The following is a 15,364-nucleotide window of genomic DNA, read 5'->3' as shown; positions in this document are numbered from 1 at the left end:
AGCACGGCCCCGTATACCTCTCAGCGCCAGGCGTGCGTTTTCTGTCACACCGCCGCCGGACGGAGAAGGTTGCAGTTTGTACAAAGAGCGGACGAACATGGACGCGACGACGGAGAAGGACGTAGCGTGCTGCTGCGCGCCGGGCGGCGCGGCGGTGGTGACCAGCCGCGATGACGAACAGGTTGTGGGGAGTGCTGGGGGACGACGCGGAGCTGACGGCCGCCGTGCTCGCCGCGCGGAACGGGGACGAGGACGCCTTCCGTACGGTGTACCGCGCCGTGCATCCCCGGCTGCTCGGCTACATACGTACGCTCGTCGGTGACGCCGACGCCGAGGACGTCGCCTCCGAGTCGTGGCTCCAGATAGCCCGCGATCTCGACCGCTTCGACGGCGACGCCGACCGGTTCCGGGGCTGGGCGGCCCGGATCGCCCGCAACCGGGCGCTCGACCACATCCGGATGCGGGGCAGGCGCCCCGCCGTGGGCGGCGACGAGACCGAACTCACCGACAAGCCGGCCGACTCCGACACCGCGGACCAGGCCATGGAAGCACTCGCCACCGGCCGTACCATGCATCTGATCGCGCAGCTCCCGCAGGACCAGGCCGAGGCCGTGGTCCTCCGGGTCGTCGTCGGCCTGGACGCCAAGAGCGCCGCCGACACCCTCGGCAAACGCCCCGGCGCCGTGCGGACGGCGGCGCACCGCGGCCTCAAGCGGCTCGCCGAACTCCTCGGAGTCGACGACGCCGAGGGCGCCGACGCGGGCGCCGCCCCGCTCGGGGGCGTACCGCCGCAGCGCGGCCGCGAACCGGCGGCCCCCGCCCCGGGTGGTGTGACGCAATCGCGCGCGTGTACGCAGAAGGACATGTGATGGCGGACGAGCGGTACCCATGGCTCGACCAGGAGGCCGCGGAGCGGTTGTTGCGCGGCGAACCGGTCGACGCCGTCGACGATCACGCCCGTGAACAGGCCGGACGTCTCGCCCACGCCCTCGAATCGGCCCGCCCCGTCCCCTTCGCCCGCGCGGCGGAGGCCGAGCTTCCGGGCGAGGCGGCCGCCCTGGCCGCCTTCCGGGAGGCGATGGCCGAACGGGCCGGCTCCCCGTCCGTGCTCTCCGCGTCCGCCGCCGACGCGCCCGGCTCCGCCGGGGCCGTCCCCGCCGCCGAGCTGGACGGCGTGCGGATCGCACCCGTGCCCTCCGCCCGCCGGTGGGGCCGCTCCCTGCGGTACGGACTGGCGGCCGCGGTCGCCGCGGTGGCCGTCGGCGGGGTCGCCGTCGCCGCCGGTACGGGTCTGCTGCCGCGGCCGTTCGACGAGACCCCGGCGCCGCCCGCCTCGTCCGTCACGGTGGCCGACACCCCCGAGCCGCTCCGTTCCCACACCCCCGAGGACGGCTCGGTCACACAGACGCCGCCTCCGGTGCCCCCCGGCACCGAGAGCCCGTCCGCCGGCTCCTCCCCGTCCCCGTCCTCGCCGGGCGAGCCCCCGGCGACCGCCGGACCGGGCGGTGGCGGCACCGAGGGCGGCCGCGGCGGCGACGCCACACCGCCCCCGAAGACCGGCGAGGGCTCCGGCAGGGACCTCACCACCCTGCGGGCCAGGACGCTCAAGGCCTGCCAGGACTTCAAGGCCGGGCGTCTGGACGACAGCGACCAGCGGCGGCTCGCCGGCTCGGCGCGGAGCGGCGAGACCGTCCGGCGCTTCTGCGACCGGGTCCTGGCCGGCGACTGGGCCGGAACGGGCGGCGCCCCCGGCGGTTCCACCGGACCCGCCGGCGGGGGTTCCGCCGGCGGCAAGGACGACGGCAGGGGCGACGGCTCCGGCGACGAGGACGACCGAGGCGACAGCGCCGCCGGTCCCGTCGGAGCACCCGGCTCCGGGGGCTGGACCGGCGGCGGCAAGGGCGCCCCGGGGAGCGGCGACCAGGGCCGGGGCGGCCACGGGAACGCGGGCCGGGACGGGTCCGGGACGACGGGCCACGGCACGGGCGGCATCCGCTCCGGCCACGCCCTCACGGTCCCCGCGGGACTCGCCCACCCGACCGCTGGACCGGCCTTCGCCGGGACCCCCGCCTACCAGGTGTGACACTTTTCGACCCGCCGACGCAGTACTGAGTGAGCCGACTGGTCATCGGCGGCGCATAGAGCCAAGGTTCCCCCCGTACCTTCGGCTCTGCGCACCCGGCGCGGGTGGGACACGTTCCCCCGGTCCCACCCGCGCCCCTTACTTCTCCCGTCCCGACCGTGGACGGCCTCCCCGTCCTACCAGTGGACGACGACCTTGTCGCCGACCTTCACCTGGTCGAAGAGCGCCGCGAGCTTCCCCCGGTCCCGTACGTTCACGCAGCCGTGCGAACCGCCGTTGTACCCCCGGGCCGCGAAGTCCGCCGAGTAGTGCACGGCCTGGCCGCGGCTGAAGTACATCGAGTACGGCATCGGCGTGTGGTACAGCTTCGACCAGTCGTCACGGACCTTGCGGTCGACGTTGAAGATGCCCTCGCGGGTCGGGGTGTTCTCCGAACCGAAGCGGACGTCCATCGAGGAGACGACCTTGCCGTCGATCATCCAGGCCAGCGTCCGGCTCTCCTTGCTGATGCACAGCACCCGGCCGGTCATGCAGCGGTCGTCCGGCTTGTCCAGCTTGTTGGTGGTGGCCGGCTTCAGCTCGTCCGCCGTGGGCTCGCGGGTCATCGCCAGCAGACGCTGCCAGGTGGTCTCGTCCACCGCCCCGGTCTGCGGCAGCTCCCGCTTCTTCTGGAAGGCCGAGACGGCCTTGCCGGTGAGGGTGCCGTAGAAACCGGTGGGCGCCCGGTCGAAGTAGCCGATCTGGCGCAGTCGCGCCTGGACTTCCCGGACGCGCGCGTTCTCGTCGCCGTCCTTCGCGAGGACCTTGCCCGTGGGCGTGGCCGAGGCCGACGGGGACGCCGAGTCGCCCTCCGTGGGGGTCGCCGTCGGCTCCGAGGGCGACGCGTACGCCGTGTCGCTCGGCTCGGGCGCCGAGGGGGACGGCGAGACGGACGACGAAGCGGACGGCGACGGCGCCGCGGTCCCGTCCGTCCCCGCCGCCTGGGCCGTACAGCCGGTGGCCAGGGCCACCGCCGCGGCGGCCAGGAGTGCTCTGCGTATGACGGACGAACGGCGCATCTTTTCCCCCCGAATGAGTCTGTGCTCTAAGGGATGCTTTCCGGCCGTTCCTGGTTGCGCACCGGCCGGAAGTCCGGAGCATGCTGTGAGGGAGAGAGCGGTCGATCGGGAGGCACAGCGGATGGCGCGCGAGTCGGAGTCGGGGCTGCCCGTCGAGCCGGTCTACGGACCGGCCGCCCTGGACGGGTGGGACCCCGCCGAGAAGCTGGGCGAGCCCGGCTCGTACCCCTTCACGCGCGGCGTGTACCCGTCGATGTACACCGGCCGGCCGTGGACCATGCGGCAGTACGCCGGCTTCGGCACGGCGGCGGAGTCCAACGCCCGCTACCGGCAGCTGATCCACAACGGCACCACGGGCCTGTCCGTCGCCTTCGACCTGCCCACCCAGATGGGCCACGACTCCGACGCCCCGATCGCGCACGGCGAGGTCGGCAAGGTGGGCGTGGCCGTCGACTCGATCGACGACATGCGCGTGCTCTTCGACGGGATCCCGCTGGACGAGGTCTCCACCTCGATGACCATCAACGCCCCCGCCGCCCTGCTGCTCCTGCTCTACCAGCTGGTGGGCGAGGAGCAGGGCGTCCCTGCGGAGAAGCTGACCGGCACGATCCAGAACGACGTGCTCAAGGAGTACATCGCCCGCGGCACGTACATCTTCCCGCCCAAGCCGTCGCTGCGGCTGATCGCGGACATCTTCCGGTACTGCAAGGCCGAGATCCCGAAGTGGAACACGATCTCGATCTCCGGCTACCACATGGCCGAGGCCGGTGCCACGCCCGCGCAGGAGATCGCGTTCACCCTCGCGGACGGCATCGAGTACGTCCGTACCGCCGTCGCCGCCGGCATGGAGGTGGACGACTTCGCGCCCCGGCTCTCCTTCTTCTTCGTGGCCCGCACGACCCTCCTGGAGGAGGTCGCCAAGTTCCGGGCCGCCCGCCGGATCTGGGCGCGGGTGATGAGGGAGGAGTTCGGCGCGCGGGACCCCAAGTCGCTGATGCTCCGCTTCCACACCCAGACCGCCGGGGTGCAACTCACCGCCCAGCAGCCCGAGGTCAACCTGGTGCGCGTGGCCGTCCAGGGCCTCGCCGCCGTCCTCGGCGGCACCCAGTCGCTGCACACCAACTCCTTCGACGAGGCCATCGCCCTGCCGACGGACAAGTCCGCCCGCCTCGCCCTGCGCACCCAGCAGGTCCTCGCCTACGAGACGGACGTCACCGCCACCGTCGACCCGTTCGCCGGCTCGTACGTCGTCGAGAAGCTGACCGACGACGTCGAGGCGGCCGCCGTCGCCCTGATGGAGAGGGTGGAGGAGCTCGGCGGCGCGGTCGGCGCGATCGAGCGCGGCTTCCAGAAGGGCGAGATCGAGCGCTCCGCCTACCGCGTCGCGCAGGAGACCGACAGCGGCGAGCGGGTCGTCGTCGGCGTCAACCGCTTCACCCTGGACGTCGAGGAACCCTACGAGCCGTTGCGCGTCGACCCGGCGATCGAGGCTCAACAGGCCGAGCGGCTGGCCGCCCTGCGCGCCGGTCGGGACCAGGGAGCCGTGGACACGGCGCTCGCCGCGCTGAGGGAGGCCGCCGCCGGGACGGACAACGTGCTCTACCCCATGAAGGAAGCGCTCCGGGCACGGGCCACGGTCGGCGAGGTCTGCACCGCACTGCGCGAGGTCTGGGGCACCTACATCCCCACCGACGCGTTCTGATCTTCCGCGATACGAAACGGACGCGCGCGGTGTCGTACCCCCGTGCGAGACTCCCCGTCATGCTGGGTGTCACCGATCTTCCGACGTATCTCGTGGGCCTCGTCCTCATCATCCTGCTGCCGGGGCCGAACTCGCTGTACGTCCTGTCCGTCGCCGCCCGCAAGGGCACGCGGACCGGGTACAAGGCCGCCGCCGGAGTCTTCACCGGCGACGCGGTCCTGATGACGCTGGCCGCGCTCGGCGCGGCCTCGCTGCTCCAGACCACCCCCCTGCTCTTCATGATCGTGAAGTACGCGGGCGCGGGCTATCTGGCCTGGATGGCGTACGGAATGCTCCGGTCGGCCTGGTCGATGTGGCGCGGGCGGGGCGAGGCCTCCGGCGAGGAGACCGGGCACGAGCCGACGACGCCGGGGGAGCACCCGTACCGCCGGGCGCTGATCATCAGCCTCTTCAACCCGAAGGCGATCCTCTTCCTGATCTCGTTCTTCGTGCAGTTCGTGGACCCCGGCTACGCCTATCCGGCGCTGTCCTTCCTGGTCCTCGGCACGCTGCTGCAGATCAGCAGCTTCCTCTACCTCACGACGCTGATCTTCGGCGGTACCCGGCTCGCCGCCGCGTTCCGGAGCCGCAGGCGGCTCTCGGCGGGAGCGACCTCCGCCGCGGGCGCGCTCTTCCTCGGCTTCGCCGCGAAGCTCTCCCTCAGCAGCGCCGCTTGACCCTCACACCGTGTGAGGCCGTCTCGTAGGGGTCGTCATGTTCACCATCGGAGACTTCGCCCGGCACGGGCGGGTGTCGGTCCGCATGCTGCGCCACTACGACGCCATCGGACTGCTGCGCCCGGCCCAGGTCGACCCGCACAGCGGCTACCGCTTCTACGAGGCGGACCAGCTCGCCCGCCTCAACCGCGTCATCGCGCTCAAGGAGCTCGGCTTCACCCTCGAACAGGTGGGGTCGATCCTCGACGAGCAGGTCGGCGCGGAGGAGCTGCGCGGCATGCTGCGCCTGCGCCAGGCCGAGCTGGAGACGGCCCTGGCGGAGGCGGCGGGACGCCTGGCCCAGGTCGGCGCGCGGCTCCGAGCCATCGAGAGCGAGGGGCACATGCCCACCCAGGACGTCGTGATCAAGAGGATTCCGCCCGTACGGCTCGCCGAGCTGAGCGGGGTGGCGGCGGGCTTCGGCCCCGGCGAGATCGGCCCGGTGATCCAGCCGCTGTACGACCGGCTGTGCGCGCGCCTGACGGCGGCGGGCGTCACCGGGTTCGGCCCGGGGATCGCGTACTACGAGGACGCGGGGCGGGGCGACGGCTCGGTCGTCGTGCACGCCGGGATGACCCTCCCGGACGGTACGCGGGAGGTCGCCGGCGTCGACGTCGTCGTGCTGCCCGGCCTGGACGAGGCGGCGACCGTCGTGCACCGGGGACCCATGGAGGACCTCCTGCCGACCGTGCAGACCCTGGCCACCTGGATCGACGCCCACGGCTACCGCTCCACGGGATACTCCCGCGAGCTGTACCTGGAATGCCCGGACGACCGTACGAAGTGGGTGACGGAACTCCAGGAGCCCGTCACCCGGGCGTAGCGCGGGGAGCGGGCCCGCCCGGAGAGGAGTCCGGGCGGGCCCGGCTACTTCGCGAGCGCCCGCTTCAGCTTCAGGGCGCGGCGGGCGAGGCGGCGGACCCGGGGGTGGCGGGGGACCGGGAGCCCGCCGGGGAGGCCGAGGACGGTGAGACGGCGGCGGGTGAAGTGGTGCCGGGTGCGTTCGGCGAGCGGCCCGGAGAGATGGCGGACGGCGGCTTCCCGCAGGTCCGCCCGGATCTTCGGCTGCATCGCGAAGCCGACCGCCGCGACCAGCCCGGCCAGCTCCTCCGCCGCCGGGGGCCGGCCCGGCCCGTCGTCCTCCAGGTCCGGGACGAGCGCGTCGACGAGGGTGACCGGGACCCGGTTGCTGTTCTGGTACGGGGCGAGCCGGCCGAGGAGCGCGCGGGTGCCGACCCGGGCGACCGGGATGCCGTAGAACGCGCGGGCGGTGAAGAGACCGGTGGAGAAGCAGCCGACCACCAGCGCCGGCCGCAGCTCCCGGTACAGCACCTCGGCGAGCACCGGCCGGTCCAGGACCGCCAGCTCCGCGCCGAGCCGCTCCGCCTCCCGCGCCAGACTCCGCGTCCAGGCGTCCGGCGCCGTGGGGTGCGGCTTGAAGACCAGTCGGCGGTGGCCGCGCGCGATCGCGCCGCGGACCATCCGGAGGTGCAGCTCCTCCTCCTCGGCGGGGGTGAGGAGGGACAGCGCCGCCAGGTACTGACCGAGCAACAGAGCCGGACCGGCCCCTTCCACGGGGCCGGAGCCTTCCTCGGCAAGGCCCGGCGCGTCGGCGGCCGGGTCCGACAGTTCGGCGACCACCTTGGTGAACGCCTCCGTCGGCACCACCGTCGCCGTCACCCCGAACTCCGCGAGCAGCAGCGGCGCGAGCCCCGGCACCAGATCGAGGTGGAGCAGCCGCCTGACCCGCTCGCTGACCAGCGGCTCGATCTTGTTACGGGTCGGGCCGTAGCTCATCAGCCCGTCGGCGTACACATCGAGCGCCGCGTCCGGGAACAGCCGGGCGATCGTCAGCGCGGGCGTCACCTGCACGGATTCCAGGACCAGTTCGATCCGGTCGTCGCCGAGCCCCCACAGCAGCCGCAGATGGCGCTCCAGGAGGGGCAGGTCATCCGCCCGGGGGGTCCAGCCGGCGGGGTGGAGCGGCGAGATCGCCTCGTTCCAGGACAGGACGCCGTCGAAACGGCCCCGCAGTGTCCCGAAGCCGGGCATCTCGTCCAGCGCGGGGGTCGTCTCCGGCACCGCCGCGTTGTTGGCGACCACCAGCAACCGCCGGTCGGCGGGGCCGAAGCAGCCGCTGTCCAGGGCGGCGGCCAGCGTCGTCGCCCCGTACAGCGTGGAGGCGTAGAAGAGCTGGGTGGTCCTCACGCGGCCACCTCCGCGCCCCGGGCCCGGGGGAGGGAGACGGCGCCCGCGCGACGGCGGCGGAGCAGCTTGCGCAGGACCGCCGCCCGCTGCGCGTCCATCGACCCGAGCGCCTCCCGCAGGACCTCCTGCGGCATGCGCCGCAGCGCCGCCGCGCTCATCGCCCGCAATTGCCCGGTCACCGCCGGCTCGTATCTTCCGGTGTTGCCGAGATGATGCGAAATGAGGGCGCAATAGGTGCGGACCGCTTTCGGAAGGAGAAGATCGGCTTCGCGATCGGCCATGGTTTCGTCGATCACCTGGTCGAATGCGCGAATGAAATCCAGCTGTCGAATATCGCCGACTTGTGTGAGGGATGTGGAGACGCCGCGACGGTAGAAGATTCCCAGCGTGCTCACCGCGGCGAAGGAATCCGCCTCGCGGTGGAGCCGCCAGATCCACGGCCGGTCCTCGGCGGTCCGCAGGCCGGGGGTGAAGCGCAGCAGGCCGTTGTCGAGGAGCCGCCGGTCGTAGAGCCCCGCCCAGGCGTAGGGGTAGTCCACCGACGTGGTCCGGTCGGCGGGCAGGATCGCGGCCCTGGGGCGCAGCACCTCACCGCGCCGCCCGACCGGCGACCGGCGCACCGAGCGGGCCCGCCCGGTCACCCGGACATGGTCGGTGCGCAGGAAGTCGCAGCCCAACTCCTCGATGTGCGCGATGAGTTCGGCGTAGAAGCCGGGCGCGAGCCAGTCGTCCCCGTCGAGGAAGGCGAGGTAGCGGCCACGGGCCGCGTCCAGGCCCGTGTTGCGCGCGGTGGCGAGACCCTCGTTGCGTGCGTGTCGGAGCAGGACGGCGCCGGGGAGTTCGCGCGCGGCCCGTTCGAGCAGCTCCGTGGTCCCGTCCGTCGAACAGTCGTCGACGAGCAGGAACTCGAAGTCCTCGCGGGCGTTGGCGCGCAGGCTCCTGAGGGTGTCGGGGGCATATGCGTGCACGTTGTAGAACGGCACGACGACGGAGAGCTTGACCACGCCACCGACGCTATGCGCCGCCCCGGCATTCGTCCTGACCGGCAGAGAGATGCTCGGTGAACACAAAGCGGCGGGGCCCTTAACCGCCCTGGGTGAAAGGCCGCCCACCAGTCGGCGACAGCTTTTCCCGGCCGTTTTCAGAAGGCGTAACGGTGCTGTTCACCGTTTGTTGTGTCCCAGTTGGGCCGACAAGCGGAATGCCTCTCTAACGTCCTCGGCGTGCCAGCAAGTACCAGAGAAGCGGTGCGCGTCGCCGTACTCGCCGACTCCGACACCCGGTGGAAATGGGGCGCCCTCACCGCGCGCCGCATCACGGCCGACGCCGTGGAACCCACCGGCTTCCTCCTGCGCGGCCGGGCCACCCCCACCGCGCGCCAGCTCGCCGAGACCGGGGCGTCCCGCACGCCGCCGCGCGAGGTGACGGGAGCGGAGTTCCTGCGCGCGGTACGGGACGCGGCGGCCCGCGGCGAGGGGTACGACGTCGTCGTCCTCGCCCTCGTCGGCGGCACCGTGCGCGCCGTCCTGCAGGGCCTGGCGGACCTCGCCCTCGACCGGCGGCCGGTCATCGTCACCGGCTACGTCGGCGTCGTGTACGAGAAGCTCGCCGACGGGCTGCTGCTGCGCCACGGCGCCGATGTCGTCCTCGCCAACTCCCGCCACGACGCGGAGCGTTTCCGCGCGGTGTACGAAGGGGTGGGCGCCGACTCCTCCTCGGTCGTCGAGGCCGCCCTGCCGTTCCTCGGCGGCGCCCCCTACGCCCCCGAACCCGGCCGCGACACACTGGTCTTCGCCGCCCAGCCGTCCGTGCCCGCCGGCCGCGCCGAGCGCACGTACCTGCTGCGCAGGCTCGTCGGTTACGCCCGCGAGCACCCGGAGCGCGAGGTCCTCCTCAAGCTGCGCTCCAAGCCCGGCGAGCACACGACGCACCTGGAGGAGCTCCCGTACCAGCGGCTGGTGCGCGCACTCGCGGTGCCGCCCAACTTCCGGCTCGTGTACGGGCACATGGGCGAGGTGCTCGACCGCACCGATCTGCTGGTCACCGTCTCCTCGACGGCCGCGCTCGAAGCGCTGCACCGGCGCATCCCCACGGCGATCCTGAGCGACCTGGGCGTCCGCGAGGTGCTCGGCAACCACCACTTCATCGGCTCGGGGCTGCTGACCTCGTTCGACCGCCTCGACGCGGACGTCCGGCCGGTGCCCGACGAGGAGTGGCTGGCCCGGCAGGGCGTCGCCGCCGGGGGCTCCGCCACGGCGCCGGGCGCGGCGGGAGGCGCGTACGCGAACGCCTTCGACGCGGCGCGGGACCGCGTCGGCGAACTGCTGGCCCGCCCGTCCGGACTGCCCCCGATCGCCCCCTACTACACGGCGGAGACGGCCCCCGGCTACCTCCCCGGCATCCTCGCCCGCCACCGCCTCGACGTGACCGTCCCCGAGCAGCGCGACAGCGGACTGCGCCGGGTGGTCCGGGAGGCGGCGCGGGGCGCGTACCGCCACGGCGTCCAGCGCGTGGCGCCCGTCATCCGCAGGCTGGGAGAACTCTGATGACCGCGACGAGCACGAACGGCCCGGTGGGCACGGGGACCGGCGACCAGGCGCGTACGGACGTGAGTAGCCCGGTGGGCGCGGGGACCGGCGACCAGGCGCGTACGGACGTGAGCGGCCCGGCGCGTACGGGTACGGGCGCGGCCGCCCCGGCGATCGTGGGCCCGCGCACGGGATCCACGGCAGCCACCAAGGCGGCCACCGCGGCGGCCAGCACGGCGGGAGGCGCGTCCCTGAGCGACAGGACCGTCCTCGCCGTGATCCCCGCCCGCGGCGGCTCGAAGGGTGTTCCGGCCAAGAACCTCGCGCCGGTGGCCGGCGTCCCGCTGGTCGCCCGCGCGGTCCGCGCCTGCCTCGGCGCTCGCCTGGTCACCCATGTCGTCGTCTCCACCGACGACCCGGCGATCGCGGCCGAGGCCCGCGCGGCCGGCGCGGAGGCGGTCCACCGCCCGCCGTCGCTCTCCGGCGACACCGCCACCAGCGAGTCGGCGGTCCTGCACGCGATGGACGCCTTCGAGGCCACCACCGGCCGGCGCGTCGACACGGTCCTGCTCGTCCAGTGCACCAGCCCCTTCCTCACCCCGGCGGACGTCAACGGCACCGTCGAGGAGATCGCCACCGGCGGCGCCGACACGGCCCTCACCGTCGCCCCCAGCCACGGCTTCCTCTGGCGCCGGGCAGCGGCGACCGCGAGCCCCGTCGGCGCCTCCGCCACGGGCACCGCCTCCACCGCGAGCACCAACGGCACCCCGGGCGCCGCCTCCACCGGCACCACCGGCACGGTGGAATCCGTAGGCGGCGGGACCGGCGTCAACCACGACAAGGCCCACCGCCCCCGGCGCCAGGACCGCGAGCCCGAGTACCTGGAGACCGGCGCCGTCTACGCCATGGACGCCGAGGGCTTCCGTACCCACCGGCACCGCTTCTTCGGCCACACCGCTCTCGTCGTCACCGACCCCTCCCGGGTCCTGGAGATCGACGATCCGCACGACCTGGCCCGCGCCCGCGCCCTCGCGCCGCTCCTCGACATCCCCACCGCGCCCCGGATCGACGATGTCGACGCGATCGTCCTCGACTTCGACGGCACCCAGACCGACGACCGCGTCCACATCGACGCCGACGGACGGGAGTTCGTCTCCGTGCACCGCGGCGACGGCCTCGGCATCGCCGCCCTGCGCCGCACCGGCGTCCCGATCCTGATCCTCTCCTCCGAGGTGAACCCCGTCGTCGCCGCCCGCGCCCGCAAGCTCCGGATCCCCGTCCTGCACGGCATCGAGCGCAAGGACCTCGCCCTCAAGCAATGGTGCGAGGAACAGGGCATCGACCCCCGACGCGTCCTCTACGCGGGCAACGACGTCAACGACCTGCCCTGCTTCCACCTCGTCGGCTGGCCCGTCGCGGTGAGCAGCGCCCACGACTCCGTACGGGCCGCCGCCCGTGCGGTCACCGTCACCCCCGGTGGCTCCGGAGCCGTCCGCGAGATCGCGGGCTGGCTCCTCGGACCCGAGCTCCACACCCCCGACCTGTAAGGAACACACGAACCATGAGCACCGACACCCGCATCCGCACCTTCGGCAGCAAGACCGCCGGCCCCGGCCACCCCGTCTACGTCACGGGCGAGATCGGCATCAACCACAACGGCGACCTGAACAACGCCTTCGCGCTCATCGACGCCGCCGCCGACGCGGGCTGCGACGCCGTGAAGTTCCAGAAGCGCACCCCGGAGATCTGCACCCCGCGCGACCAGTGGGACATCGAGCGCGACACCCCCTGGGGCCGCATGACGTACATCGACTACCGCCACCGCGTGGAGTTCGGCGAGGACGAGTACCGCGCCATCGACGAGCACTGCAGGAAGCGCGGCATCGACTGGTTCGCCTCCCCGTGGGACACCGAGGCCGTCGCCTTCCTGGAGAAGTTCGACGTCCCGGCCCACAAGGTCGCCTCCGCCTCCCTCACGGACGACGAGCTGCTCCGCGCCCTGCGTGCCACCGGCCGTACGGTCATCCTCTCGACCGGCATGTCCACCCCGAAGCAGATCCGGCACGCGGTCGAGGTCCTCGGCAGCGACAACATCCTGCTCTGCCACGCCACGTCGACGTACCCGGCCAAGGCCGAGGAGCTGAACCTGCGGGTGATCAACACCCTCAAGGAGGAGTACCCGAACGTCCCGATCGGCTACTCCGGCCACGAGACCGGCCTGCAGACCACGCTGGCCGCCGTCGCGCTCGGCGCCGCGTTCGTCGAGCGGCACATCACCCTCGACCGCGCGATGTGGGGCTCCGACCAGGCCGCCTCCGTGGAGCCGCAGGGCCTCCAGCGGCTGGTCCGCGACATCCGCACCATCGAGACCGCGCTCGGCGACGGCGTCAAGAAGGTCTACGAGTCGGAGCTGGGCCCGATGAAGAAGCTCCGCCGGGTCCAGGGGCTCGTCGCCGCATGACCGGGCAGCTGGCGTTCGTCGAGAGCCCGGTCCAGCTCCTGAACGTCCTGGAATGGGCCCACGCGGCGGCGTCCGCCCCGGAGCCGGGCGCCGCCGCCCCCGGGGGCCGGTCCGCGGCCCTCCCCGCCCTCCCCTCCCAGCGAACCCGCCCCCGCGCGCAGGCTCCCGCCCCGCGGCCGGAGGCGGCCGCCCCGGGGCTCACCATCGTGGTGCTGTCCCCGACCGACCCCATGTCACGCGGCCAGCTGCGGCGGATGGCGCAGCTCGCCCGTGACGAGGGGTTCCACGTCCGCTGGCAGGAGGCCAGGGGCGGCCGCGGGGCCCTCGTCCGTACGCTGCGGGACCTGGCCCCGCTGCTGCGGACGGCGGACCGGGTGATCGTCGGGGACCCCTTCTCCCGCTACGTCCAGCTCCTGCTCACCCTGTTCGGCCCCCGCCGGCTCACCGTCGTCGACGACGGCACCGCCACGATGGAGTTCGCCGCCCAGCTCGCCCGCGGCGAACGCCTGGTCCGCTGGCACCGCAAGGGCAGCCGCGGCCCCCGCGAGCTGGTCCTCGCACCCGTCACCGCCCTCGCCCGGCGCCGGCTCGCCCCCACCCGCCGCCGCACGGTGGAGATCTTCACCTCGCTCCCGGTCGACCCGCCGCCGGGCACCACGGTCACCCCGCACACCTTCGCCTGGACCCGCGCCCGCTTCGGCCCGCCCCGCCTCACCCGGGGCGCCGACCTCGTCGGGACCTCGCTCGTCGAGACGGGCGTCGTCGACGCCGGCCGGTACACGCAGGCCGTCGCCGACCTCGCCCGCGCCCACGGCGCGACCCGCTACTTCGCCCACCGCCGCGAGAGCACCGAGAAACTGCACCGGATCGCCGTGGAGACCGGTCTGGAGATCGTCCGCCCCGACCTGCCCCTGGAGGTGATCGCCCGGCGCGGACCCATCGGCCGCACGGTGGTGAGCTTCCCGTCCACCGTCGTCCACACCCTGCCGCTGGCCCTGCACGGCACCGGGGTCAAGGTCGCCGTCTGCGAGATCGCGCCCGAGTGGCTGAGCGAGCACGTCTCCCCCCGCGCGCAGGGCTTCCTGGCGGGCGTCGCGGGCACCGCGGCCCACGAGGTCGACCGGCTCACCGCCGCCCGCGCCACCCCGGCCGTCGAACGGCTCGAATTCGGGTGAGCTTACCCACAAGGGGTGGCCGTCACGCCTCGTCAGCCGGTTTTCTTTCCCCTATCGGGTTGAAGTTTTCGTGATCATCGGGCAGTTGACCACTCGGGGGGCCTACCCTTCAAAAGGTGAACCAGTTGATGTCCCGTGAGCCCGGCTCCGTCGCCCTGCCCGGAACGCTGTCCGCGTCGCTGCGCGAAGAACTGATCGCCTTCCGCCGCGACCTGCACATGCACCCCGAGCTCGGCAACCAGGAGTTCCGTACGACCGCGGCCCTGAAGGGCCGCCTGGAGGCGGCCGGCCTCGCGCCGAGAGTCCTCCCGGCGGGCACCGGGCTCGTCTGCGACATCGGCACCTGGGACGGGGTACGCCCCATGCTGGCCATCCGCGCCGACCTCGACGCGCTGCCGATCCCGGACGTCAAGACCGTCGCGTACCGCTCCACCGTGCCCAACCGCGCGCACGCCTGCGGCCACGACGTCCACACCACCACCGTCCTCGGCGCCGGACTCGTCCTCGCCGAACTCGACCGCGAGGGGCTCCTGCCCAACGCGGTCCGGCTGATCTTCCAGCCCGCCGAGGAGGTGCTGCCCGGCGGCGCCGCCGACGCCATCGAGGCCGGAGTCCTGCGCGGAGTCGGCCGCATCATCGCCGTGCACTGCGACCCGAAGGTCGACGCCGGCCGGATCGGTCTGCGCCACGGCCCCATCACCTCCGCCTGCGACCGGCTGGAAATCACCCTCGACGGCCCCGGCGGTCACACCGCCCGCCCCCACATGACCACCGACCTGATCACCGCCGTCGCCCGCGTCGCCACCGACGTCCCGGCCGTCCTCGCCCGCCGCGTGGACGCCCGCTCCGGACTCTCGGTCACCTGGGGCCGCATCGAATCCGGCCACGCCTGCAACGTCATCCCGCAGAACGCCGCGCTCTCCGGCACCGTCCGCTGCCTCGACCTGCACACCTGGCGCGACGCCCCCGACCTCGTGCACGCCGCCGTCGACGAGGTCGCCACCCTCCACCGCGCCAAGTCGACCATCAGCTACGTCCGCGGCGTCCCGCCCGTCGTCAACGACCCGGACGTCGCCGACCTCATCGCCGACGCCATGACCGCCCGCCGCGGACCGCACGCCATCGAGGACACCGAGCAGAGCCTCGGCGGCGAGGACTTCTCCTGGTACCTCGAACAGGTCCCCGGCGCCATGGCCCGCCTCGGCGTCCGCGTCCCCGGCGACACCACCCGCCGCGACCTGCACGCCGGCGACTTCGACGTGGACGAGACCGCCATCGAGGTCGGCGTCGAACTCTTCACCGCCGCCGCCCTCCTGAACGACACCCCGCAGCCCTGACCCCGCCCGACCCCCCGCAGCCCTGACCCCGCCGCCGGCCCCTGGCGCGCCAGGGCC

General features: G+C 73.4%; 13 protein-coding genes. 10 read left to right on the top strand and 3 right to left on the bottom strand.

Annotated features, from left to right (window positions below; genetic code table 11):
* Positions 1–191 precede the first annotated feature (191 nt).
* Together ACFZBD_RS13980 and ACFZBD_RS13975 are read left to right on the top strand one after the other, a co-directional pair.
* Positions 192–869, top strand: coding sequence for a sigma-70 family RNA polymerase sigma factor (locus ACFZBD_RS13980; RefSeq protein ID WP_391139694.1), 678 nt, complete (start codon positions 192–194; stop codon positions 867–869).
* A complete protein-coding gene (locus tag ACFZBD_RS13975) occupies positions 869–2,083 on the top strand; it encodes a hypothetical protein (RefSeq protein WP_391139581.1) in 1,215 nt (404 codons plus the stop codon). The genes ACFZBD_RS13980 and ACFZBD_RS13975 overlap by 1 nt, the downstream gene beginning before the upstream one ends.
* 176 nt (positions 2,084–2,259) lie before the next feature.
* Here ACFZBD_RS13975 and ACFZBD_RS13970 read toward each other — a convergent pair whose 3' ends face one another.
* On the bottom strand, positions 2,260–3,141 hold the full coding sequence (locus ACFZBD_RS13970; protein ID WP_391139580.1) for a L,D-transpeptidase family protein: 882 nt from the start codon (positions 3,139–3,141) through the stop codon (positions 2,260–2,262).
* Between the two features lie 121 nt (positions 3,142–3,262).
* Between ACFZBD_RS13970 and ACFZBD_RS13965 the strand changes: the two genes are divergently transcribed.
* The 3 genes from ACFZBD_RS13965 to ACFZBD_RS13955 are packed head-to-tail and all read left to right on the top strand — an operon-like array spanning position 3,263 to position 6,421.
* Positions 3,263–4,843, top strand: coding sequence for a methylmalonyl-CoA mutase family protein (locus tag ACFZBD_RS13965; RefSeq protein ID WP_391139579.1), 1,581 nt, complete (start codon positions 3,263–3,265; stop codon positions 4,841–4,843).
* Between the two features lie 59 nt (positions 4,844–4,902).
* The gene (gene leuE / locus ACFZBD_RS13960; protein WP_391139578.1) at positions 4,903–5,559 is read left to right on the top strand and encodes a leucine efflux protein LeuE; all 657 of its coding nucleotides are present in this window, start codon (positions 4,903–4,905) and stop codon (positions 5,557–5,559) included.
* A 37-nt stretch (positions 5,560–5,596) separates the two neighbouring features.
* Positions 5,597–6,421, top strand: a complete 825-nt coding sequence (locus ACFZBD_RS13955) for a MerR family transcriptional regulator (RefSeq protein WP_391139577.1) — start codon at positions 5,597–5,599, stop codon at positions 6,419–6,421.
* Between the two features lie 44 nt (positions 6,422–6,465).
* Here the strand turns inward: ACFZBD_RS13955 and ACFZBD_RS13950 are convergent, their stop codons facing one another.
* Positions 6,466–7,806, bottom strand: a complete 1,341-nt coding sequence (locus ACFZBD_RS13950; RefSeq protein WP_391139576.1) for a polysialyltransferase family glycosyltransferase — start codon at positions 7,804–7,806, stop codon at positions 6,466–6,468.
* Positions 7,803–8,810 (bottom strand): glycosyltransferase, encoded by a 1,008-nt coding sequence (locus tag ACFZBD_RS13945; RefSeq protein ID WP_391139575.1) that lies wholly within the window; start codon positions 8,808–8,810, stop codon positions 7,803–7,805. The genes ACFZBD_RS13950 and ACFZBD_RS13945 overlap by 4 nt, the downstream gene beginning before the upstream one ends.
* A gap of 219 nt (positions 8,811–9,029) precedes the next feature.
* Between ACFZBD_RS13945 and ACFZBD_RS13940 the strand changes: the two genes are divergently transcribed.
* The 5 genes from ACFZBD_RS13940 (at position 9,030) to ACFZBD_RS13920 (ending at position 15,307) form a co-directional block, all read left to right on the top strand.
* Positions 9,030–10,352 (top strand): DUF6716 putative glycosyltransferase, encoded by a 1,323-nt coding sequence (locus tag ACFZBD_RS13940; protein ID WP_391139574.1) that lies wholly within the window; start codon positions 9,030–9,032, stop codon positions 10,350–10,352.
* A complete protein-coding gene (locus ACFZBD_RS13935; RefSeq protein ID WP_391139573.1) occupies positions 10,352–11,881 on the top strand; it encodes a cytidylyltransferase domain-containing protein in 1,530 nt (509 codons plus the stop codon). The genes ACFZBD_RS13940 and ACFZBD_RS13935 overlap by 1 nt, the downstream gene beginning before the upstream one ends.
* Positions 11,882–11,895: 14 nt before the next feature.
* Positions 11,896–12,795, top strand: coding sequence for an N-acetylneuraminate synthase family protein (locus ACFZBD_RS13930; protein ID WP_391139572.1), 900 nt, complete (start codon positions 11,896–11,898; stop codon positions 12,793–12,795).
* Positions 12,792–13,970: a hypothetical protein gene (locus ACFZBD_RS13925; protein WP_391139571.1), complete on the top strand. Its 1,179-nt coding sequence runs from the start codon at positions 12,792–12,794 to the stop codon at positions 13,968–13,970. Before ACFZBD_RS13930 ends, ACFZBD_RS13925 begins: the two co-directional genes overlap by 4 nt.
* A 128-nt stretch (positions 13,971–14,098) precedes the next feature.
* Positions 14,099–15,307 (top strand): amidohydrolase, encoded by a 1,209-nt coding sequence (locus tag ACFZBD_RS13920; protein ID WP_391139693.1) that lies wholly within the window; start codon positions 14,099–14,101, stop codon positions 15,305–15,307.
* Positions 15,308–15,364: the final 57 nt, after the last annotated feature.

Origin of the sequence: Streptomyces sp. NPDC008121 (genome assembly GCF_042957155.1) — a bacterium.
GTDB lineage: Bacteria > Actinomycetota > Actinomycetes > Streptomycetales > Streptomycetaceae > Streptomyces.
Note: the sequence above shows the minus strand (reverse complement) of the source record. Positions and strands in the feature narration are given on the sequence as shown.